The sequence below is a fragment of the Streptococcus mitis genome (assembly GCF_022137125.1).
Taxonomy (GTDB): domain Bacteria; phylum Bacillota; class Bacilli; order Lactobacillales; family Streptococcaceae; genus Streptococcus; species Streptococcus mitis_CE.
This window is the reverse complement of record NZ_JAKNEQ010000008.1, coordinates 1-22,641: the sequence shown is the minus strand read 5'-3', so window position 1 is coordinate 22,641 and position 22,641 is coordinate 1. Positions and strand designations below refer to the sequence as shown.

Below are 22,641 nucleotides of genomic sequence, written 5' to 3'. Positions count from 1 at the left end.
AGCCCCCCGGCTACCTTTTTCTTATGCTTCCTCAATCAAGCGAGTATGTTCTCTCTTGATGCAACGATTCATTACAATGTCATCGCATCCACCAGCACGCAAGATTTCTTCCGCCTCTAGACTTTCAAGTCCTAGTTGTGCCCAAAAAATCTTAGCATCAGCCTTGAGAAAATCACGCGCCACATCAGGCAGAAACTCACTGCGACGGTAAACATTGACAATATCTACAGGAAAAGGAATCTCAGCGAGGCTGGCATAAGCCTTTTCACCCAAAATCTCACCACCTGCAGCCTTGGGATTGACAGGGATGATTTTATAACCCCGAGCCTGCATTTCCTTAGTTACTCGATTGCTCGTTGTTTCCTCACGGTCTGACAGGCCCACCACAGCAAGGGTTTTACTCGTTGCGAGATACTGACGAATCACACCATCACTTGGATTGATAAATTCTTGACTCATAGAAATCCTCCTTTTTCATCAGTATAGCATATTTTGAAAAGGCTTGCATAATTCTACTACAAAAAAGGAGGACTAGCCCCCTTTTTATTTAGCCTCGTACCAGGTTGCCCCTTCATTTTCATCTGCGATGAGGGGAACACTGAGTTGAATGGCCTCTTCCATGGTTTGTTTGACCAATTTTTTCATCTCTGCCAATTCAGATTTAGGAACTTCAAGGACGATTTCATCGTGCACTTGTAACAGCATCTTAGTCTGATAACCACCTGCAACCAAGGCTTTATCCAGCTGGATCATAGCAATCTTGAGAATATCTGCCGCCGACCCCTGGATAGGTGAGTTGATAGCTGTCCGCTCTGCAAAACCACGAATATTGAAGTTGCGCGAATTGATATCTGGCAACTCACGACGACGCTTGAAGAGGGTCTCCACATAGCCCTTATCACGCGCCTCACGTACCACTTCATCCATGTAGTTTTTAATACCTGGGAAGCGTTCAAAGTAGGTATCAATATAGGCTTTGGCTTCCTTACGGCTAATGCCTAAATTATTAGACAAACCAAAATCTGAAATCCCGTAAACCACTCCAAAGTTGACAGCCTTGGCATTGCGACGGTCGTTTGCAGTCACATCCTCAGGACGTTCAATGCCAAAGACACGCATGGCTGTCGAAGTATGGATATCTGCCCCCTCTTGGAAAGCCTTAATCAAGTGCTCATCCTTAGAAATATGTGCCAAAACGCGCAATTCAATCTGTGAGTAGTCCGAACTAAGCAGTACACTATCCTCCCACTCAGGCACAAAAGCCTTACGAATGAGACGGCCCTGCTCCAAACGCACAGGAATATTTTGCAAGTTTGGATCCACACTAGACAGACGCCCGGTCTGGGTCAAATCCTGCACATAGCGCGTATGAATCTTGCCATCAGACAAAATCCAATCCTGCAAGCCAATTACATAAGTGGATTGAATCTTGGCAATCTGACGGTAATCCAGGATTTTCTTAACAATTGGCGCAATAGGAGCCAAGCGTTCCAACACAACCACCGCAGTCGAGTATCCAGTTTTGGTTTTCTTAGTGTACTCTAGAGGAAGTCCCAATTTTTCAAAGAGAAGCACTCCCAACTGCTTAGGCGAATTGATATTAAATTCCTCACCAGCCAGTTCATAAATCTCCTGAGTGAGTTTTTCAATGACAAGCTCATTTTCAGCCTGCATCTCAAGCAAAGTCTCTTTCTTGACCGTAATCCCAGCAATTTCCATCTTAGCAAGGACAAAAGCCAGAGGTTGCTCCATATCATAAAGAAGCTCTAATTGCCCATTTTCGCTAAGTTTTTCAAGCAAAATAGGTTCTGTTTCGACCAAAACGGCAAGTTTACGTGCTAAATGTTCTAAGAATTTCTCGCGTTCAGGAATGGCCTTCTTGACTCCCTTACCGTAGAAAGTCTCATCATCAACCAAATAAGTCTGACCATAAAGACTAGCAATAGTAGCAATTTCATTGTCCTCCACAGTCGAAAGGAGGTATTTAGCCAATCGGCTATCAAAAGCAGGCGCCTGCAAATCCACACCAAAACGATTCAAGAGAACTTTAGCCTTCTTAAAGTCATAAACTCTCAGAGGTGTTTTTTCTAAGAAGTCCTTGAAAATCGGCTCTTGCAACAGCTCAAGCTTGTCTGTAGCATAGATCTTATCCCCACAAGACCAAGCAAAACCAACCAAATCATCCGTATGATAATTTTCACCAAAAAGCTCAAAATGGAAGATAGACTCTTCACTCAGCATATCTTGACTTATTTGGTCAACGATAGTAAAGTCCAAACTCTCAGCCACATCAGCTGACGACACATTTAAAGCCTGCTTGAGCTGTTTGAAGCCCATCTCATCGTAGAATTTCCCAAGATTTTCCACATCTGGACCACTATAGACCAAATCCTCCAAACCAATCTCAATCGGTGCCTTGGTGTCAATGGTCGCTAGTGTTTTTGACAAAAAGGCCTGTTCCTTATCATTGATGAGATTTTCCTTCATCTTAGAAGTCTTCATCCCATCAATATTTTCATAAATTCCCTCAAGTGAACCATGCTCCAGCAAGAGCTTGATCCCCGTCTTTTCACCGATTTTAGTCACCCCAGGGATATTATCCGACTTATCACCCATGAGCGCCTTGAGATCGATAAACTGCGTCGGTGTGATGCCCATCTTTTCCATAAGATAGTCTGGCGTAAAGGCCTCAAATTCAGCCACACCTTTCTTGGAAATCTCAACCACCGTATGCTCATCCGTCAGCTGAATCAAGTCCTTGTCCCCACTGACAATGGTAACATCAAAACCATCCTGCTCAGCTAGTTTATCCAGCGTCCCGATGATATCATCCGCCTCATACTGAGCCAACTCATAGTGGCGAATCCCCATATGATCCAGCAACTCACGAATGAAAGGAAATTGCTCACGAAACTCATCAGGAGTCTTAGCCCGACCACCCTTATAGTCCGCATACATCTCTGTCCGGAAGGTCGTCTTCCCCGCATCAAAAGCCACCAAAATATGACTAGGCTCAATCCTCTCCAACAAATGGCTCAACATCAACTGAAAACCATAAATCGCATTGGTGTGCAAACCAGCCGCATTCTTAAAACGGTCCAACTGCTGATAGAGCGCAAAAAACGCCCGAAAAGCAACAGAAGAGCCATCAATCAATAATAATTTTTTCTTATCCATACACCCATTATAAAGGAAAGCACCAAAAAATACCATTGGGAAGAGCTAGAGCAAGTATTTTTCATACTTTTTCCGAATAAATAGATAGAGCCAGATAATCTAGTAAACCTAGATTTAAAAATGTGCTATAATGAAAGGAGAAGAAGTATGACCGTACGTCATCCGGGCATCAGCCCGACCAATGACTTAGTAGCTAAGAAAATATTTAGTAATCCAGAAATCACTTGTCAATTTATTCGCGATATGCTGGACTTACCAGCCAAAAATGTAACCATTTTGGAGGGGAGTAATATTCATGTACTACCTTCCCTGCCTTATTCAGCCCAAGATTTCTATACCAGTATAGACGTCTTGGCGGAGTTGGATAATGGAACCCAAGTAATCATTGAGATTCAGGTTCATCATCAGAATTTTTTCATCAATCGCCTGTGGGCTTATCTTTGCAGTCAGGTCAATCAAAATCTAGAAAAAATTCGTCAGCGTGAAGGTGATACTCATCAGAGTTACAAGCATATTGCACCAGTATACGCTATTGCAATTGTGGACAGCAATTACTTCTCAGATGATTTGGCCTTCCACAGTTTTAGTATGCGAGAGGATACGACAGGTGAGGTCTTAACCATCACAAACAATGAACAAGAAAACCATCTAGTCAAGATTGCATTCTTGGAATTAAAAAAATATAGAGAAACCAGCAAAGACAAGGTTCGCAAGCCGTGGTTGGAGTTTTTCGGGAACAAACCCTTTACCCAGCAACCCGAGCGAGCCATCAGTCAGGCGGACCAACTGCTAGACTATAAGAGCTGGTCCGAGGAGGACAGGAAAATGTTTAGTCAACTACGTATGCGTGAAGAACAAGCCTTGTTAGCACAGGACTATGCCTTGGAAACAGCTAGGGCAGAAGGTCTTGAACAAGGTCTAGAGCGTGGGAAAGTTGAAGGAAGAGTCTTTGCTTTCTTAGATATGGTTCGCCAAGGTCTTCTGACTTCCGAGGTTGCTAGTGAACAATTGGGCATGACTGTCGCTGAGTTTGAGGCCTTGTTGTAAGTTTATAAACATAAAAGTGAACAAAACTGAAACATCATTTTGTTCACTTTTTTCTTATTTTCAACAGAACTCTCACTATAGCTCATATCACAAAAAGAGAAGGTCACAAATCCTTCTCTTTTATATCCTTGACTAATTAGTTTTTGCGTTTCACAAATGGAAGGGCACCAAGGAGCAATCCAAGGAAACCTAATGATGCAACTGCAGCATTATCTTTACCACCAGTGTTTGGAAGTTCTTGTTTATCTTCTGCTTTAGCAGCTGGAGCCTGATAAGTATTATCTTGGCTAGTACCTGCTACAGTTTGTGCAACTGCAGGAGTTGCTGGTGTTTCAGCTGTTGATGCAGATGGAGCATCTGTTCCAGGAGATGGTGTAGATGGTGCTGCTGGTGTTGCAGGGTTTTCAGGAGATGGTGTAGATGGTGTGGTTGCATCTGGTGTAGCAGATGGTCTATTAATAATGTAACGATCACCAGGGTAATCTCCACCATTTCTACCTGACTGTTGTTCTATTTGAGGTCCCTTATTATAATTTCCATCTACTTTTCTGTAGTAGTTAGTAATAATACCATTTTCTTCTTCAGATTTCACAAAAGTATAACCTGCAATTGGTTTACCTTTGAAGTTACCTGCTTCGGCCTCCAAAATGTCAGCATTAGAATCAATATCAATATAACGAGTAACTACTAACTTATCTTTTTCTTTATCTGCATTAAACACTTCAGCTTTATTATTAATTAATGTATTTAATGCTTCTTCTAAATCTTCTAAACGAGATTTTAATCCTTCTTTATAGTAATCTTCAACGCCTTCATTTTCTTCGCTGTCTTTGATTTCTTCTTTAACTTTAGCGATTTCGTCTAAGATTTTTTTGATTTCAGGGTTGTTAGCACCAAATTCAGGAAGTTCAGGTTGTACAAGAGCATCACCATTTGAAGATTCAGGTTTAGCCGGTTCTGCTGGTTTAGTATTATCTTTATTTAATTTTTCATATTCTTTTTCAGCATCATCAGCTAATTTATTTTCAGCATCTCTTCCTTCTTCTCCAGTAGGAGTATCAACTTCTTCGTTTAGTTTTTTGTCCTCTTCTTTAGGTTGTTCAGCTGGTTTTTCAGCTTCCTTAGCCTTAGCAGCTTCTATATCTTTAAGAGTTTGGTTGTACTCATCAGTAAGTGTATCGATGGCATCTTTGTATGCTTTAACAACTTCATCAACTTTGTCGAATTCAGCTTTTGCTTTATCAGCATCAGTTTTTGCTTTATCAGCAGCCGCCTGAAGCTTATTCACAGCATCTTGTAATCCATCTTGGATAGCTGAATCAGCATTATTTTTCTTTGCAGTTTCAAGAGCAGCTTTTGCTTTTTCTAAAGTTTCATTTTGTTTAGCTAATGCAGCATTTTTTTCTTCTACTGCTTTTGCTTTTTCTTCAGCATCTGCTTTGTCTTTGTCAGCTACTTTAGTTAATTTTTCAATCTTTTCAGCTAAATCATCAGCTTTATCTTGCAATTTTTCTGATTCTGTCTTAGCATCTTCTTTAGCTTTATCTGCTTTATTGATTTCGTCGATTTTCTTAGCTTCTTCAGCGTCTAATTTTTTAGTTTCGTCAACTTTTTCAGGATCTTTATTTCTTGTGTTATAATCATTTTCTAATTCTTTAAGAACATCTCCTGCAGTCAAGTCACCTTTTTCAACCGCTTCTAAGATAGCTTCTTTACCTAATGCTTTTTTAGCTTCTTCTTTATTCGTAATCTTAGAATCAGCATCGATGTCTTTTTCTAATTGATCTAAAGCAGCTTTAAGAGCCTCTAAGTTATCTTTTTCTTCTTTTTTAAGTTCTTCAACTTTAGCTTTAGCTTTTTCAGCTTCTTCTTTAGCTTTAGCTAATTCAGCTTCTGCGTCAGATTTAGCTTTGTCTGCTGTAGTTTTTGCAGCTTCAGCAGCTGTTACATCTTCAGCTTCTTTTGTAGCTTTAGCTGTAGCTTCGTCTACTTTTGTTTTAGCTTCGTCTGCTTTTTTCTGCAATTCAGCAACTTTAGCATCAGCTTCTTTTTTAGCTTCAGCAGCTTTTTCAGCTTCTGTTTTTTCAGCTGGTTTAGCTGGTTCTTCTTCTGCTGGTTTAGCTGGTTCGTTAGCTTCTTTTTCTTTAGCAGCTTTTACTTCTTCAAGAGCTTTGTTATACTCATCAGTCAGTTTGTTTAATTCTTCAGCAACAGCTTGAGTATCTGAAGCAGCTTTATCAAATGCATCTTGAGCAGCATCTTTAGCTTTTTCGATAGCTTTAACAGCTTTATCTAATGAAGCAACAATATCAGCATCAGAACCGTTGTCTGTAGCTGATTTAAGAGCTTCTTTAGCTTCTTTTAACGTATCTTCTTGTTTTTTAAGAGCTTCAGCTTTTTTATCTTCTTCAGCTTTTAATGCATCAGCATCTTTTTTGAGAGCATCTACGCTTTCACCTAAATCATCAGCTTTATCTTGAGCTTTTTCTGATGCAGGACGAGCAGCATCAGCTTTTTCAGCTTTGTCAATTCCAGCTTTAATGTCTTCTGGAAGTTGATCTTTAGTTGAAGGGTTAGCTTGAGTTGCACCAGCATCAGCAGTAGAAGCTTGGTCTTTATCTCTTAATTTTTTCTCAGTTTCTTTATTAGCTTCAGCTTTTTTATCATCATCTGCTAATTCAGCAAGAATATCAGAAGCTTTTAATTCACCTGACTCAACAGCCTTTAATAATTCTTCTTTTGCTTTTTTATCGAGTAATTCGTTATCAGGAAGTTGTTTCAAAGCTTCAGTTAAAGCTTCTTTAGTGTCAGCTTCTTCTTTTTTAGCGTCTTCTTCCTTTTTAGCTTCTTCTTTAGCTTTAGCGTCAGCTTCAGCAGCTTTTTCTTTAGCAGCAGCTAATTCAGCATCAGCAGTTTTCTTAGCTTCTTCAGCTTTAGTTTTAGCAGCGTCAGCATCAGCAGATTCTTTTTTCTCTGCTTCCAGTTTAGTATCTGCTTCTTTAGCAGTTGCAGTCGTTGTATCTACTTTTGCTTGCGCTTCAGTAACTTTTTCTTCTGCTTTTTTAGCGTCAGCTTCAGCTTTTTTAATCTCTGGACTTGTAACTTCTGATTTAGAAGTGTCAGTAGCTCCAGTTTCGGCAGGCTGAGTCGCTGCTGGTTGTTCTGTAGTCTCAGCATTTTCAGCAGGTTTAGTTGTGCTATCTGAATTTGTTGCTGACGTATCAGGTGTTCCAGCTGGTTGCGCTGTATTAGTAGCTGTGTTAGTAGCAGTATTAGTATCATCAGCTTTCACGACTGACGGCTGAGATGCAGCTAAAGCCGCTCCCAAAACAGCAACACTAGCTAAGCTAGTTAAAATCATTTTCTTTTTATCCATTTTAAAAGCCCCTTTTTTTGGAATTATGCTCAGTTCTATTATATCCTTTCCTAGTCGTATAAGCAAGCAATATGAATAGAAAATATTCTTTTTTTTACGAGAAAAAGAGAAGGCGATAAATCCTTCTCTTTTATATGTTCTACTAATTAGTTTTTGCGTTTCGCAAATGGAAGGGCACCAAGGAGTAATCCAAAGAATCCTAGTGCTGCAACTGCAGCATTATCTTTACCACCAGTGTTTGGAAGTTCTTGTTTATCTTCTGCTTTCGCAGCTGGTGCTTGGTAAGTATTGTCTTGGCTAGTTCCTGCTACAGTTGGTGCAACTGCAGGAGTTGCTGGTGTTGCAGCTGTTGGTGCAGATGGAGCATCTGTTCCAGGAGCTGGTGTAGATGGGGTAGCAGGGGTAGATGGTGTTGTAGGAGTTTCAGGAGCTGGCGTAGATGGGGCAGATGGTCTATTAATAATATAACGATCACCTGGATATTCTCCACCATTTGCCTGATGACCTGAGTTGCTGTTTCCTGAATTAGAAGCAGTTGCCTTATAGGTATGCCTTAAAATACCATCTTTCGTATATGAAATTCCAGTATAAGTGTATCCAGGGATATCTTTAGGTGCATGTGTACCTAATTCACCTTCTGCAATTGGGTTTTCTCCTGTTTCGTCAAAGAAACCAGTTACTGGTCCTTCATATGGATTAACTTCATGGACCAATGGTTTTACACCATTTAATGCAATATCAAGTTCTTCTTCTAATGCTTTAGTATCTTTTCCATCAGCTTTATCTTTTGCAATTTGACGACGTAGTACACGAACTTCTTCAGCTTCACGGTCTGCTACATATGAATAATAATCTTCATCTGCTTGTTCTAATGCAGCTTTAGCTTCTTCTGCTTCTTTTTCCGCTTGTTTTAATGTTTCTTCTGCTTCTTTTAATGCTGCTTCAGCTTTTTCTAAGTCAGCTCTTGCTGCTTCTCTATATTGATCAGCTTGTTCACCATCAGCATCTTCATAGCTTGCTAATTCTTTTTCATATTTTGCTTTAGCTTCTTTTGCAGCAGCTAATTCGTCTTGAGCTGCTTTTACATTTTCTTTAGCCGATTCAACAGCTGCTTTAGCTTCTTCTCTGTTGTTTTCTGCTTCTTTTTCATCATGTTTAGCTGCAGCTAATCTTTCTTCTGCATCTTTAACATCTGTTTTTTCTTCGTCTAAACGTTTGTTGATTTTATCTTGAGCATCCGCATCAATTCCACCATTGATTGGTTTAGCTTCAGTAACTTCACCTGATTCATTACGAACTAATTCAGCACCTGGAGCAGGTTTTGCACCTTCAACTTTATCAGGTGCATAGTTTTTACCATATTTTTCTGGTTTTGCTTCATCTGATTCAGTTTTGCTAGCTTCTGCTAAATCTTTCAATACATCTTCAGGCGTGATTTGTTTTTCATCAATAGCTTTTAATAAATCTTCTTTACCAATAGCTGCTTTAGCTTCTAAAATCGCTGCTTCTTTATCAGTAATTTTATCATTTTTATTAATAGCTTCTTCAGCTTGTTTTTCTAAATCTGTGAAGTACTCAGCTACATCTTCTTTAGTTACAGCAGCTGCATTAGCATCTTCTGCAGCTTTCACAACTGATGGGTTTGAAGCAAGGAAACCTGCTCCTAAAACGGCAACACTAGCCAAGCTAGCAGTGAGAAGTTTTTTCTTATCCATAAAGTATTTACCACCTTTAATATCTTTTTAGTGCAATTTTATCATTTTCTTTCGGAAAAATCAAACGTTAACCTATTTTCTAATAAAAAATAAGAGGAAATTCCTCTTATTTCTTTATAATTCGTATTAAACCCATTCACCATTAGCATTGACAGTATAACCATTGATAGTTGTACTTACTGCCAAAGCTCCTGATGAGTATGAATAATACCATTTACTGCCTACTTGATACCAGCCAGTCTTCATGGCACCAGAAGCATCAAGATAATACCATGTACCGTCTTGGTTTAGCCAACCTGTTTTCATAGCGCCTGAACTATTGAGGTAATACCAAGTTCCACCTTGGTTCAACCAACCTGTTTGCATAGCACCTGAGCCGTCTAGATAGTACCACACTCCATCAACTTTTTTCCAACCTGTTTGCATGACACCAGACGCATCTAGATAGTACCAAGAACCATCTTTGACCCAACCAGTCTTCATGTTATCTTCCGCATCATAATAGTACCATTTTCCATCGATTTTGTTCCAGCCTGGCTTGCTACTAGCATGATCCGCTAAACGATAAGTCACACCATCAATCGTGATAGAACCTGTTTTACGTTCACCTTCTGGAGTAAGGTAATGATAAGCACCATCACTATCTTTTACGAGACCAACTTTTCGTTCGCCATCATTTGTAATATAGTACCATTTCTTATTTGCATCTTGAACGAGACCTGTTTTACGGCTACCGTCTGCCAATAAATAATACCACTTCTTATCAATCTGTTGAAGACCTGTTTGTTGAATCCCCTCTTTAACGTAGTAAATCTTCTCACCTTTTGCAATGATAGTAGTTGGTTTAGAACCATCATCAGTAATATAGTAATCCTTACCACCTTCATTGACCCAACCAGACTTCATCGCACCATTTTCTTCAAAATAGTAACGTTTATCTTTGAGTTCGAGAATGCCTGTTTTCATGACTCCTTTGTCATCAAAATAATAGATTTTCCCATCAACTTTTTGCCAGCCTGTAGCTAAATTATTATTAATATAAAGTTGAGGTTTACCATTAACAGTCAACCATTTATACTCATTTTTCTGATTATTTGAATTAGTATCAGAAAAATCTACATGATCTGTATTATTTCTACCAGTACTATTTGTATTAACATATGTGTTATCGTTTGAAGCTGGAGGAGTTGCACCTGCCTTTAATGCAAATTCATGAACCCAAATACCTCCATCTGAATAACTTTTTACATAAGTAAATTCTGGAAATTCTCCTGGTTCACCTGAATATTTTTCAGCATATTTGAAGGTTAATGGGAGATTAGATTTATCTCTATATCTCCATTGTGTACTACGAAAGTTTTCTGGATTAGGATTTTCTTTCGTATTTTGACTAGCGTAAACTGTTAGTTCATCTGAAATTGAAGCTAATAAAGTACTAGCTCCAAGTAATGTTACCCCTGCAGCACCTACTGCTAAAATATGTTTTACTTTCATCTTTTTTACCTCTTTATCACTTATTCCGTGTATAATGTCACACCCACTCACCATTAGCATTTACAGTATAGCCATTAATGGTTGTATTTACCGCAAGAGCTCCTGAGTTATAGGCATAATACCACTTACCACCTGTCTGAAACCAACCAGTCACCATTGCTCCAGAGCTATTTAGATAGTACCATTTACCATCTACTTTTGCCCATCCTGTAGCCATAGCGCCATCAGAGTAGAGGTAGTACCACTTACCACCTTGGTTCAACCAACCAGTCTGCATAGAACCAGCACTATTGAGATAATACCATTTACCAGAGACCAATTTCCAGCCAGTTTGCATACTACCATCTTCTGATAGGTAATACCAGCTGCCATCATTGACCCAGCCAGTTTTCTTCATACCATCTTGATCAAAGAAATACCACTTATCAGAGATGTGTTGCCAACCTGTACGTTTCTCTTCCACTTTCACAACATCAGTAACGCTATCGTCTTTTACAAACCAATGTTTTCGAACATCTTGATCAATCTTTGTTTCTACAAAACGATAGCCTTTAAAAGATCCGTGTTCAACTTCTTCAGCCTTTTTTACAGCAGTAGCAGGAAGAAATGCTTTTAATTCTCTACTAGTACCATCTGATTCCATGACCAACCAAGAAGTACCCTTAACTGTATCTTTAAATGGTTTTACAATATCAGGCTTTACAGAAATTCCATCAACTTTATCACCCGAAATCGTCACCGTTGGCTTAAAGTAATGTTTTAGAACAGTTCCTTCAATTTTAGACCCATCCCATTTATAACCTGAAATACTTCCAGGAGATGATGTCTCAGGTTTTGATGAATCATAAGTTTGAGCATCTTTTAAAATCTTCTCTTTACCATCTTCCTGTTTTGTAACCCAGACAACTGTCTTATAAATACCTGTTTCCGAAGCTTTTACTTCAGTGGTTCTTGCACTAACAAGAGTAGCACCTGCCAAGGTCACACCTAATAAAACTTTCAACATTTTTGATTTCATTGGAAACCTCCTATTATTTTTATTCATTATAATACTTATACAACATTAATGCAAGAAAAAACAGGGAAAAATCTCCCTGTTTTACATTTTACTTATTAAGATTATACCCATTCACCGTTTGCGTTTACATTGTAACCGTCAACAGTTGTGTTTACTGAAAGAGCACCTGAAGCATCAACATGGTACCATTTACCAGCAACTTCAAACCATTGGCTAGCTTTCATAGCACCTGAGTTTTCAAGGTAGTACCATTTACCACCGTCTTGCAACCAACCAGTTTGCATTTGACCTGAACCGTTTAGGTAGTACCAAGTGTTGCCATCTTTAACCCACCATTTTTGCATTACGCCTTCAGCGTTAAAGAAGTACCATTTACCGTCAACTTGTTTCCAACCTTTAACAGCTGCAGCATTTTCGAAGTATTTCCATCCTTCTTTTGTTTCAGCCCAGCCATATTGAGCAGCTGTAGTTGCGTTACCAATTTGTGCTGCACGATCATCAAGTTTGTATGGCAATACAATACGACCGTTTGTGTACAATGAACCAGCATATTCGTTACCAGCTTCAACAGTAAATTCACCAACAAGTTCTACCGCTTCTTTAAAGTCAGTAGCTGTTTTAGCAACACGATACTGAATCACTTCACCAGCTTTGAAAACTGTTGGAAGTTCTGCGTCACCTGATTGGTCAGTTTTAGCAGTGAAGTATTCCGGTTTTTTCTCACCTGAAGCAGGTTTCAAGAAGAAGTCAACTTCTACGTTTGGAACTGGACGTCCACCACCATCAACAACAGTTACACGAACATGACGGTCAAATCCATGTGCTTTATCGCGGTCGTAACGGATATATTTAGATCCGATAGCAAATCCGTAACCAAAACGGTTGTTAGCACCAACATGAGTAACTCCAGATTTTGGTGTTCCATCTGGATTGAAAGCTCCAAATGAATCTGCTGAAGTAGCTGAAACAGATTGTACAGCACCAAATGCTGCAAGAGCGACTGCGCTTGTCAATAAAACTTTTTTCATCGTTTTATCTCCTTTGTTTTTCTTATAATATTTTTCGTAAGACTATCTTACTACCATACAGTATATAAATATTTGCAGGATTTGTCAAGGGTTTTCTTCAAGTTTTTAAAGTTTTTACAATTTTTCAACAAAAAAGATGAAAAAACATCTTTGCGAGATTGAATACGCTTCAAATATCCTATTTTTAAGTGAAAATCTCACAAACTTACCATCCTTGAGTCAAATCATTCATATCTAAGCAACATAGACAGTTGGATAGAACTCACTTCTGTAGTATTATCCTATAAGCCCTTCCAAATGTCAAGTAAAAATGGCAAGTTTTTTGATAAGAACTTGCCATTACACCAACTTTCTACTATTTAAAATGTGACCTCATAGCAAGGACTCAAACTCAGCGACAGTCATGCCTAATTGCTCACTCGCAACCTCGGAAGTCAGAAGTCCTTGACGGACTAGATTTAATAGCATAGACAAACTTCCTTCAACTTTCCCACGCTCCAAGCCTTTTTCTTCAGCTTGCTCCAAGGCATAGTCCTGTGCTAATAAGGCTTGTTCTTCGCGCATACGTAGTTGGCTAAACATTTTCCTGTCCTCCTCGGACCAGCTCTTGTAGTCTAGCAGTTGGTCTGCCTGGCTGATGGCTCGCTCGGGTTGCTGGGTAAAGGGTTTGTTCCCGAAAAACTCCAACCACGGCTTGCGAACCTCATCTTTGCTGGTTTCTCTGTATTTTTTTAGTTCCAAGAACGCCATCTTAACCAGATGGTTTTCTTGACCATTAGTGCTAATCTTACAACAACGCCTCAAACTCAGCGACGGTCATGCCTAATTGCTCACTCGCAACCTCAGATGTTAGAAGACCTTGACGTACTAAATTTACTAAGCCTACTTTTAATCCCTCTTCAATACCTTCCGCCCTAGCTGTTTCCAAGGCATAGTCTTGTGCCAACAATGCCTGTTCTTCGCGCATACGTAGTTGACTAAACATCTTCCTGTCCTCCTCGGACCAGCTCTTATAGTCTAGCAGTTGGTCTGCCTGGCTGATGGCTCGCTCGGGTTGCTGGGTAAAGGGTTTGTTCCCGAAAAACTCCAACCACGGCTTGCGAACCTTGTCTTTGCTGGTTTCTCTATATTTTTTTAATTCCAAGAATGCAATCTTGACTAGATGGTTTTCTTGTTCATTGTTTGTGATGGTTAAGACCTCACCTGTCGTGTCCTCTCGCATACTGAAACTGTGAAAAGCCAGGTCATCTGAGAAATAATTACTATCGACAATTGCGATGGCATAAACGGGTGCGATGTGTTTGTAACTCTGGTGTGTATCACCTTCTCGCTGACGAATTTTTTCAAGGTTTTGATTGACCTGACTGCACAGATAAGCCCACAGGCGATTGATGAAAAAATTCTGATGATGAACCTGAATCTCAATGATTACTTGAGTTCCATTATCTAACTCCGCCAAGACGTCTATACTGGTATAGAAATCCTGTGCCGAGTAAGGCATGGAAGGTAATACATGAATGTTGCTTCCCTCCAAAATAGTTACATTTTTGGCTGGCAAGTCCAACATATCGCGAATAAATTGACAAGTGATTTCTGGATTGCTAAAAATTTTCTTAGCTACCAAATCGTTGGTCGGGCTAATACCCGGATGTCTTAGAATCATCCTCTTCCTCCTTTTATTATACCACAGTCTTATACTCAATGAAAATCAAAGAGCAAACTAGGAAACTAACCGCAGGCTGTACTTGAGTACGGCAAGGCGACGTTGACGTGGTTTGAATTTGATTTTCGAAGAGTATTAAATCTAGTTTTACTAGATTCACTGCCACTATCTATTTATTCGGAAAAGAGACGAAAAAACCTGAGAATTATCTCAGGCTTGGTCATTAAATCTTTTTCTCAATACTGAAAAGTGGAGAAAGTGGGCGTTTTTCATGGATACGCACGATAGCATCCCCCAGTAGATGAGCAATCGAAATCTGCTCAATCTTATCAATCAAACGTTCTTCTGGCAAGTAGATCGTATCCAAAACAACCAATTTCTTGATAGCTGATTTTTGGATATTATCCATAGCAGGACCAGAAAGAACTGGGTGCGTACAGCTTGCATAGACTTCAACAGCACCAGCTTCCGCAAGGGCATCTGCTGCGTGACAAATCGTTCCAGCCGTATCAATCATATCATCAATCAAGATACAAGTCTTGCCTTCAACCTTACCGATGATGTTCATGACTTCACTAGTATTCATCTTATCAACGCTACGACGTTTGTCAATGATAGCGATAGATGTTTTCAAAAATTCTGCCAACTTACGAGCACGAGTCACTCCTCCATGGTCTGGGCTGACAACCACATAGTCAGAACCAACCATACCACGACGCTCAAAATAATCTGCAATCAGAGGAGCTCCCATCAAGTGATCCACAGGAATATCAAAGAATCCTTGAATCTGCGCAGCATGCAAGTCGATTGTCAACAAACGATCCACTCCAGCTACTTCAAGCATATTTGCGACAAGTTTTGAAGTGATTGGCTCACGCGCTCTCGCCTTTCTATCCTGACGTGCATACCCATAGTAAGGCATAACAACATTGACAGATTCTGCACTCGCACGCTTCAAAGCATCTACCATAATCAAAATTTCAAGCAGATTGTCATTTACAGGCGAACTAGTTGATTGTAGGATAAAGACGTGCTTCCCACGGATTGATTCTTCGATGTTGACCTGAATCTCTCCATCTGAAAATTGGCGAACACTTGATTTCCCCAACTCTATCCCAATCTCCTGCGCCACACGTTCTGCCAATTCTTTATTAGAAGAAAGGGCAAACAGCTTTAAATCAGAAAAAGACATGATTTCCTCCGGTATATATGTATCGCTTGTGCTTTTCACAAGATTTTTCCATCTACCATTGTAGCGCTTTTTGCACTATTTTTCAATCAAAAATAAAAGAAGGGCACCATATTTGTACCCTTGCATCATTCTTTTGAAAAATATTCTAGTTCATCAAATCATTGTGCTTCTCAACAAAGCGATAAGCCTGATAAAAACCATAAAGAGTAATAGCCGTAACCACTGGAATCGCTAAGGGCAACTCTGTCTCCAACTCCACAAAAGGAGAGTTAAACAGGAAGTGAGTTCCCAAGGCTAAACCTAGGAAAACAAGTCCCTGTTTCTTGCCAACTTTCTGCCCTTTATAGGCTCTGTAAAGCAAGTAAACACCTACTACAGCAAGACCTGAAAAAGTCCAGTGAGAGGCAATTCCTGAGATGATACGCTCTAAAATTCTCGAAATAGTAAAGTCAAATCCCTCTGGCAAATCCGTACGAATGTAGCCAATATCCTCAATCATTTGGAATCCCAAACCAGAAGCAATTCCTAGTAAAAACAAAGATTTTAATTTGCGCACAGGAATCAAAGCCAAAACAAAAACAAGTGGCAATAATTTCAACGGTTCTTCTACCAAAGGAGCCACAATAGCACTTTCAAAGGCATTTAAAAAGGCACTATCTGGGAAAAGAACACCCAGTAAATCATGGATATAGGTATTCGCAAAGCTAGACAACCAGCCTGAAAGGAACATCCCACCCAATAAAGACAAAATCAAGGCGTTCTTTGGCAATTCCCATTTTTTCCCAATACGGAAAAGGAAATAAAGAGCCGGAATCATGTAAAAGAGAGCTAGAAAGATAGAAACTCCCATTAGTCCATATTCCGCACCTGACATCGAACCATCCGTATAGTAGATGGTTTCATACTGTAAACCAATACAGAGAAATAAAATAAAAATAAATAAAATACTGTTTTTCTTCATACACTTTCTTTCTAAATGAAGTATTTACAATTCTACGACTGTCATACTTCCTGTATCCACATCGTAAATGGCACCAGAGATAATAACATCGTCTGGTATTAGGGGAGATTCGATAAGGAGTTGCATATCCTCTCGCACACTCTCCTCTATATCTTGGAAGGGCAAGAAATCCTTATCTGACACATCGACACCTAATTCCTCTTTCAGATACTCCTGAAAAGGACCATTTTCAAAGGTCTGAGCACCACAGTCTGTATGGTGCAACACCACAATCTCTCTTGTCCCCATTTGTTGCTGGGAAATAACTAGCGAACGAATCATGTCCTCAGTCACTCGACCACCTGCATTCCGCAAGATATGAGCATCCCCAAGTGCCAAACCTAGAGCTTGCGCAACGTGCAGACGTGAGTCCATGCAGGTCACAATAGCTACTCTGGTTTTGGGTTTAAGTGGTAGATTTAACTGCCCATGTAGGGCAACATAAGCCTGATTGGCTTGCATAAACTGTTCAAAATACGACACGATTCCCTCCTCGAAAATTTGATAGTCAAATATTTCTCCTATCTTATCATTTTTAAGAGAATTTGTCACGGATTATGCAAAGACCTTTTTCAAAACCTCCTGAATCGTTGTCACTCCAATGACCTGAATTTCCTTAGGCGGAGTGATTCCTGTCAAGGAATTTTTCGGTACATAAATCTTAGTAAAGCCCAGTTTAGCAGCTTCATTGATACGTTGCTCGATACGATTCACGCGGCGAATCTCTCCAGTCAAGCCTAACTCTCCTACAAAACATTCCTGAGGATTGGTTGGCTTGTCTTTGTAGCTCGAAGCAATGGCAACTGCAACAGCCAAGTCAATGGCAGGTTCATCCAATTTGACACCACCAGCAGATTTGAGATAGGCATCTTGATTTTGCAAGAGAAGTCCTGCCCGCTTTTCCAAAACAGCCATAATCAGACTCGCACGATTAAAATCAAGCCCTGTCGTAGTACGCTTGGCATTTCCAAACATGGTTGGTGTCACCAAAGCCTGTACCTCCGCTAGAATAGGACGTGTCCCTTCCATGGTCACAACGATTGACGAACCAGTCGCTCCATCCAAACGCTCCTCTAGGAAAACTTGGCTCGGATTGAGGACCTCAACCAAGCCACCCGACTGCATCTCAAAAATCCCAATCTCATTGGTGGAGCCAAAACGATTTTTGACCGCTCTTAGGATACGAAAAGTATGGTGGCGCTCCCCTTCAAAGTAAAGCACCGTATCCACCATATGCTCCAACATACGAGGCCCAGCCAAGGTTCCTTCCTTGGTCACATGACCTACGATAAAGATAGCAATATTATTTGTCTTAGCCAGCTGCATGAGTTCAGCCGTCACCTCACGGACTTGAGACACAGATCCTTGTACACCTGAAATCTCAGGAGACATAATGGTCTGGATAGAGTCAATAATGAGGAAATCTGGCTGGATGCGCTCCACCTCTGCTCGAACACTCTGCATATTGGTCTCTGCATAGAGATAAAACTCGCTATCGATATCTCCCAAGCGCTCTGCTCGTAGCTTGATTTGCTGGGCAGACTCCTCCCCACTGACATAGAGAACCGTTCCCACTTGAGACAACTGGGTTGAGACTTGTAGGAGAAGGGTTGATTTCCCAATCCCAGGATCCCCACCGATCAGGACGAGACTCCCTGGTACCACTCCGCCTCCAAGAACACGGTTGAATTCCTCCATCTCTGTCTTAGTTCGATTGACATTGATGGAAGTCACCTCAGCCAGTTTCATGGGCTTGGTTTTCTCCCCTGTCAAGGACACACGCGCATTCTTGACCTCGGCAACCTCAACCTCTTCTACAAAAGAAGACCAAGACCCACAGTTGGGGCAACGTCCTAGATATTTAGGGGAATTATACCCACAATTTTGACATACAAATGTCGCTTTTTTCTTTGCGATGATAAACCTCTTTCTATATCTCTAACTCACACTCAATCACTTGGCAAAAATCAATTTTCTCATTTGGCACAAACTGGCGCATGAGCATTCGATGAGCAACAACTACCACAGTCTGATGTTCTCGATACTTAGACATACATTCTAGAAAACGAGACTTCATTTCCGTAGCTGTCTCATATTGAATAGGACTATTAGGAAGTAACTCCCCCTTATTTTCTAGAAACATAGTACGAGCTTTTTCAAAATTATCTGTGCCACTTTCATAGACCTGCCATTCATGTAATAAAGGCTCCACTTTCAAAGGAAGTCCTGTAGCACAAACCACATAAGAAGCCGTTTCTAAAGCTCTTGTGACTGCCGAAGATATGATTATTTCAGCTGAAGGGAGTAAAGAATTGTTACTCAATTTCTGGGCTTGCTGCCGTCCCTTATCAGACAAGGGTGCCAAATCTATCCCAAATCCCGTATAAGAACGCTCCTCTAACTCACAATAATCTGGCTCTCCATGACGTACAAAAATAATTTTCATCCTAGTGCCCAGTCGAACCAAAACCACCTGTCCGTACGCCATCAGCTGCATCTCCATCTGCAATTAAGAAAGGAGCAAAGACAGCTTGGACAACACGTTCTCCAACTTCAAGAACAACCTCTTGGTCTGTGATATTCTTCATCTGAGCAAAAATATGCCCTTCATTCCCAGGATTTCCATAATAATCCCCATCAATGACTCCAACTGAATTAATTAAAACCAAGCCCTTTTTACGAGGGTTTGAAGAACGATCATAGAGGTAAAGAACCTCAGTCGGTTGCATATAAGCCTTAACCCCTGTCGGAACCAATACAATCTCTCCTGGCGCAATAACCGTACGCACAGCAACCTTTAAGTCGTAACCAGCCGCATGCGCTGTCTCGCGCTTAGGCAATAAATTTTTATCTGTAAAAGTCGAAACCAATTCAAAACCACGAATTTTCATCATCTTCTCTTTTCTATTATCATTTATTCTAGATTATTCTATCTTATTTATTCGGAAAAAGCACGAAAAAAAGAGCACACAATTCAAATCGCTTAGGGCTGCTGGATTCCTCCCCTGACCCGCTTCACGCAGAACTGTTGCTCCACTATTTATTATATCACATTCCTATTCATTTTAAAAGCAAAATTATTTTTTCCGTCTATTTCTAAAAAAGTCCTGCATAATAGCTGCGCATTCATCTTCCAAAATTCCCGTTTCAACCTCTACACGATGGTTGAGACGCTCATCTGTCAAAATATCGTACAAACTCCCAGCAGCGCCAAATTTCTGGTTTTTAGCCCCATAGACCACGTTTGGAATACGGGCAAGCCCAATCGCCCCACTACACATGACACAAGGCTCAATGGTCACAAAAAGCGTGCAATCCAGCAAGCGCCAACTCTCCTCACTCAAGTTCGCATTCTCTATAGCCATAATCTCCGCATGCATAACCGCTCGCTGCAATTCCTCACGTGCATTATGCCCACGACCAATGATTTCCCTATCTTTGACAATCACACAACCAATTGGAATTTCATCATGTTCCAAGGCAATCTCAGCTTCTCTCAAAGCCTCCCTCATAAAGACTTCTTTTTCTTCAAGCGTATAATCCATCTCTTTTCCCTTTTCCTACTTGTCGATTTTATTATTATATCATGAATCCCAACACAAAAAAAGCCACCGAATGCGGTGACTCTATAGGGAGATTATTATGAAAAAGAAAAGTTTAGGATATTTGTTACAACAAGTTAGGAGGTCTTCTTGTAACTGTCTATAGTATACCCGACCTATCTTAAACAAATCTTAAAAATCTCTTACGACCAAACACTTTCTAAAATATTTGTTTGTTCACGACCAGGACCTACTGAGAAAGTAGAAATACGAACGCCAACCAATTCGCTCACACGACGAACATAGTTACGTGCATTTTCAGGAAGATCCTCCAAATTACGAACTCCAGTGATATCTTCTGACCAACCTGGCAACTCTTCATAGATAGGCTTACAACGTTTCAATTGCTCAAGACTAGCTGGATAGTAGTCAATACGTTGACCATCAAGATCATAGGCTACACAGATTTTAACTGTATCCAAACCACTCAAAACATCGATAGAGTTCAATGAAAGGTTAGTAATACCAGAAACACGACGACTGTGACGCATCACAACTGAGTCAAACCAACCCACTCGACGTGGACGACCAGTTGTTGTACCATATTCATGACCTACTTCACGGATACGTTCTCCCACTTCATCAAACAACTCAGTTGGGAAAGGACCGTCTCCTACACGACTCGTATAAGCCTTACATACACCTACAACCTTGTCAATCTTGCTTGGCCCAACACCAGAACCAATTGTTACACCACCAGCTACAGGGTTTGAAGACGTAACAAATGGATATGTACCTTGGTCGATATCTAGCATAACACCTTGTGCACCTTCAAAAAGCACACGTTTACCATTATCAAGCGCATCATTCAAAATAACAGATGTATCGGTCACATATTTCTTGATTTGTTGACCATATTCGTAATATTCTTCAAAAATATCATCAAAAGCAATCGCTTTACTGTCATACAATTTTTCAAAGAGACGATTCTTTTCAGCAAGGTTACGTTCTAAACGCTCACGGAAAATATCTTTATCCAAAAGATCTGCGATACGAATTCCCACACGAGCAGCCTTGTCCATATAAGCTGGACCAATTCCCTTGATTGTAGTACCAATCTTATTGTCACCCTTAGCTTCTTCTTGCAAACGATCCAACTCGATATGATAAGGCAAAATAACATGCGCACGATCAGAAATACGCAAGTTATCCGTTGTAACACCCTCCTCATGAAGATAACTCAACTCTTTTACAAGAGATTTAGGATTTACAACCATACCGTTCCCGATAACAGAGATTTTTTCAGGGAAGAAAATCCCAGATGGAATCAAGTGCAATTTAAACTTCTTACCATCAATCACAATCGTGTGACCAGCATTATCACCACCTTGGTAACGTGCAATCACTTCTGCATTCGCTGAAAGGAAGTCTGTAATCTTCCCTTTACCTTCATCACCCCATTGGGTACCTACAACAACAACTGAAGTCATAATCTTGTCTGAGCCCTCAGGCTCTTCCTTTCTCACATACATGGCAGGACTCTCACCTGCAATTATATCTTACAATTTATTATAAGAAAAAATCGCCTTTTTATCAAGAAGAAACAATAGAAAGATTTGCTATTTCCAACTATTAAAAAATGTTTTAGAAAAAATTCCGGCTATTTATCATTATTTTTCCACAAAAAGTAAAAGTTGTTCGGAAATTAACTCATACTGTCTCATCAAGCAACAAAACCCTGTTTCATTATCAATTTTTCAAGATACAAACGATAAGCAACACGATAATGGTAAACAATAAAATCCCGATGACTCACAATACGATATCGGACAAGATAATAAATCAAAAACTTAAAATGAACATGTTCCCAATCAAAATTATCACCCAAGAACATACCATACTCTTCTTCAATATTTCTATAAAAATCCATCATCTGATCATAAATACTTTGTAGCATAAATATATACTCCTTTTCTTTTTATGACCTTATTCTAACAAAAAATTATAAACAGTTATTATAAAATCCTGAATTGCTCAAATACCAACCTCAAAAAGATAACAAATAGGAAAAGTTGACAGAATAGGAACAAATATACTACCTAAATTTCAAAAACTAAGATAATGGAAGCGGAAGGATGCGAACCCCTCGAAGGATCATATTTACAGTCCGCAACGTTTAGCCTCTTCGCTACCCTCAATTAAAGTACTAAAAAGATCTCCTTGATCGAAAACGGAGGGCTCTGAAACTTTACTCAGCAAAAATATCTCACACCAAATAACACTAAATAGATTATTAATTACAAAAAAAGAGGCCTAAACCTCTTTTTTCTTAACTACTCCGCCAGTAGGACTCGAACCTACGACATCATGATTAACAGTCATGCGCTAC

Annotated in this window: 17 protein-coding genes, 1 other RNA gene and 2 pseudogenes; 1 reads left to right on the top strand and 19 read right to left on the bottom strand. The window is 39.9% G+C overall.

Annotated features, from left to right (window positions below; all coding sequences use genetic code 11):
• Positions 1-21: 21 nt before the first annotated feature.
• Positions 22-459 (bottom strand): CoA-binding protein, encoded by a 438-nt coding sequence (locus L0P31_RS07775; protein ID WP_000076477.1) that lies wholly within the window; start codon positions 457-459, stop codon positions 22-24.
• Between the two features lie 84 nt (positions 460-543).
• On the bottom strand, positions 544-3,177 hold the full coding sequence (gene polA / locus L0P31_RS07770) for a DNA polymerase I (RefSeq protein ID WP_238096390.1): 2,634 nt from the start codon (positions 3,175-3,177) through the stop codon (positions 544-546).
• A 147-nt stretch (positions 3,178-3,324) separates the two neighbouring features.
• On the opposite strand from polA, the gene L0P31_RS07765 reads away from it, so the two are divergent.
• A complete protein-coding gene (locus L0P31_RS07765) occupies positions 3,325-4,224 on the top strand; it encodes an Rpn family recombination-promoting nuclease/putative transposase (RefSeq protein ID WP_049515857.1) in 900 nt (299 codons plus the stop codon).
• A 136-nt stretch (positions 4,225-4,360) separates the two neighbouring features.
• Here the strand turns inward: L0P31_RS07765 and L0P31_RS07760 are convergent, their stop codons facing one another.
• The 17 genes and pseudogenes from L0P31_RS07760 to comW all read right to left on the bottom strand — a co-directional run bounded on the left by L0P31_RS07760 (position 4,361) and on the right by comW (position 22,209).
• Positions 4,361-7,600 (bottom strand): LPXTG cell wall anchor domain-containing protein, encoded by a 3,240-nt coding sequence (locus L0P31_RS07760; RefSeq protein WP_238096388.1) that lies wholly within the window; start codon positions 7,598-7,600, stop codon positions 4,361-4,363.
• A 146-nt stretch (positions 7,601-7,746) separates the two neighbouring features.
• Positions 7,747-9,315 (bottom strand): LPXTG cell wall anchor domain-containing protein, encoded by a 1,569-nt coding sequence (locus L0P31_RS07755; protein WP_238096386.1) that lies wholly within the window; start codon positions 9,313-9,315, stop codon positions 7,747-7,749.
• Between the two features lie 126 nt (positions 9,316-9,441).
• Positions 9,442-10,809 carry a nucleoside triphosphate hydrolase gene (locus tag L0P31_RS09385; RefSeq protein ID WP_283218085.1) on the bottom strand — a complete coding sequence of 456 codons (1,368 nt, stop codon included), beginning with the start codon at positions 10,807-10,809 and terminating at the stop codon, positions 9,442-9,444.
• Between the two features lie 37 nt (positions 10,810-10,846).
• Positions 10,847-11,257: pseudogene (locus L0P31_RS07740) on the bottom strand (hypothetical protein); the annotation flags it as partial.
• A 671-nt stretch (positions 11,258-11,928) separates the two neighbouring features.
• Positions 11,929-12,855, bottom strand: a complete 927-nt coding sequence (locus tag L0P31_RS09470; RefSeq protein ID WP_419991936.1) for an Ig-like domain-containing protein — start codon at positions 12,853-12,855, stop codon at positions 11,929-11,931.
• Positions 12,856-13,227: 372 nt separating this feature from the next.
• Positions 13,228-13,641, bottom strand: a pseudogene (locus L0P31_RS07730) (Rpn family recombination-promoting nuclease/putative transposase); the annotation flags it as partial.
• Between the two features lies 1 nt (position 13,642).
• Positions 13,643-14,518, bottom strand: coding sequence for an Rpn family recombination-promoting nuclease/putative transposase (locus L0P31_RS07725; RefSeq protein WP_238096382.1), 876 nt, complete (start codon positions 14,516-14,518; stop codon positions 13,643-13,645).
• Between the two features lie 223 nt (positions 14,519-14,741).
• Positions 14,742-15,710 carry a ribose-phosphate diphosphokinase gene (locus L0P31_RS07720; RefSeq protein WP_000010158.1) on the bottom strand — a complete coding sequence of 323 codons (969 nt, stop codon included), beginning with the start codon at positions 15,708-15,710 and terminating at the stop codon, positions 14,742-14,744.
• A 145-nt stretch (positions 15,711-15,855) separates the two neighbouring features.
• Positions 15,856-16,671 (bottom strand): PrsW family intramembrane metalloprotease, encoded by an 816-nt coding sequence (locus tag L0P31_RS07715; RefSeq protein ID WP_238096380.1) that lies wholly within the window; start codon positions 16,669-16,671, stop codon positions 15,856-15,858.
• 24 nt (positions 16,672-16,695) lie between these two features.
• The gene (locus tag L0P31_RS07710; protein ID WP_173875633.1) at positions 16,696-17,193 is read right to left on the bottom strand and encodes a beta-class carbonic anhydrase; all 498 of its coding nucleotides are present in this window, start codon (positions 17,191-17,193) and stop codon (positions 16,696-16,698) included.
• Between the two features lie 72 nt (positions 17,194-17,265).
• Positions 17,266-18,627, bottom strand: coding sequence for a DNA repair protein RadA (radA, locus tag L0P31_RS07705; protein ID WP_077804517.1), 1,362 nt, complete (start codon positions 18,625-18,627; stop codon positions 17,266-17,268).
• Positions 18,628-18,640: 13 nt separating this feature from the next.
• Positions 18,641-19,156 (bottom strand): histidine phosphatase family protein, encoded by a 516-nt coding sequence (locus L0P31_RS07700; RefSeq protein ID WP_238096442.1) that lies wholly within the window; start codon positions 19,154-19,156, stop codon positions 18,641-18,643.
• Between the two features lies 1 nt (position 19,157).
• Entirely contained in the window at positions 19,158-19,601 is a 444-nt protein-coding gene (locus L0P31_RS07695) for a dUTP diphosphatase (protein WP_084926802.1), read from the bottom strand.
• Positions 19,602-19,657: 56 nt separating this feature from the next.
• Positions 19,658-19,755: signal recognition particle sRNA small type (ffs, locus tag L0P31_RS07690), an RNA gene on the bottom strand.
• A gap of 32 nt (positions 19,756-19,787) precedes the next feature.
• Positions 19,788-20,255 (bottom strand): tRNA adenosine(34) deaminase TadA, encoded by a 468-nt coding sequence (gene tadA, locus L0P31_RS07685; protein ID WP_023948303.1) that lies wholly within the window; start codon positions 20,253-20,255, stop codon positions 19,788-19,790.
• Positions 20,256-20,455: 200 nt separating this feature from the next.
• Positions 20,456-21,742, bottom strand: coding sequence for an adenylosuccinate synthase (locus L0P31_RS07680; RefSeq protein ID WP_001832534.1), 1,287 nt, complete (start codon positions 21,740-21,742; stop codon positions 20,456-20,458).
• Positions 21,743-21,975: 233 nt separating this feature from the next.
• Positions 21,976-22,209 (bottom strand): sigma(X)-activator ComW, encoded by a 234-nt coding sequence (gene comW / locus L0P31_RS07675; protein ID WP_000941923.1) that lies wholly within the window; start codon positions 22,207-22,209, stop codon positions 21,976-21,978.
• Positions 22,210-22,641: the final 432 nt, after the last annotated feature.

Excerpts from the sequence above, each read along its gene's own strand:
- L0P31_RS07760 (WP_238096388.1), bottom strand. The coding sequence starts at position 7,600 with ATGGATAAAAAGAAAATGATTTTAACTAGCTTAGCTAGTGTTGCTGTT.
- L0P31_RS07765 (WP_049515857.1), top strand. The coding sequence starts at position 3,325 with ATGACCGTACGTCATCCGGGCATCAGCCCGACCAATGACTTAGTAGCT.
- L0P31_RS09385 (WP_283218085.1), bottom strand. The coding sequence starts at position 10,809 with ATGAAAGTAAAACATATTTTAGCAGTAGGTGCTGCAGGGGTAACATTA.
- L0P31_RS09470 (WP_419991936.1), bottom strand. The coding sequence starts at position 12,855 with ATGAAAAAAGTTTTATTGACAAGCGCAGTCGCTCTTGCAGCATTTGGT.
- polA (WP_238096390.1), bottom strand. The coding sequence starts at position 3,177 with ATGGATAAGAAAAAATTATTATTGATTGATGGCTCTTCTGTTGCTTTT.
- L0P31_RS07775 (WP_000076477.1), bottom strand. The coding sequence starts at position 459 with ATGAGTCAAGAATTTATCAATCCAAGTGATGGTGTGATTCGTCAGTAT.
- L0P31_RS07715 (WP_238096380.1), bottom strand. The coding sequence starts at position 16,671 with ATGAAGAAAAACAGTATTTTATTTATTTTTATTTTATTTCTCTGTATT.
- L0P31_RS07700 (WP_238096442.1), bottom strand. The coding sequence starts at position 19,156 with ATGAAAATTATTTTTGTACGTCATGGAGAGCCAGATTATTGTGAGTTA.
- L0P31_RS07695 (WP_084926802.1), bottom strand. The coding sequence starts at position 19,601 with ATGAAAATTCGTGGTTTTGAATTGGTTTCGACTTTTACAGATAAAAAT.
- L0P31_RS07720 (WP_000010158.1), bottom strand. The coding sequence starts at position 15,710 with ATGTCTTTTTCTGATTTAAAGCTGTTTGCCCTTTCTTCTAATAAAGAA.
- L0P31_RS07680 (WP_001832534.1), bottom strand. The coding sequence starts at position 21,742 with ATGACTTCAGTTGTTGTTGTAGGTACCCAATGGGGTGATGAAGGTAAA.
- L0P31_RS07725 (WP_238096382.1), bottom strand. The coding sequence starts at position 14,518 with ATGATTCTAAGACATCCGGGTATTAGCCCGACCAACGATTTGGTAGCT.
- L0P31_RS07755 (WP_238096386.1), bottom strand. The coding sequence starts at position 9,315 with ATGGATAAGAAAAAACTTCTCACTGCTAGCTTGGCTAGTGTTGCCGTT.
- comW (WP_000941923.1), bottom strand. The coding sequence starts at position 22,209 with ATGCTACAAAGTATTTATGATCAGATGATGGATTTTTATAGAAATATT.
- tadA (WP_023948303.1), bottom strand. The coding sequence starts at position 20,255 with ATGGATTATACGCTTGAAGAAAAAGAAGTCTTTATGAGGGAGGCTTTG.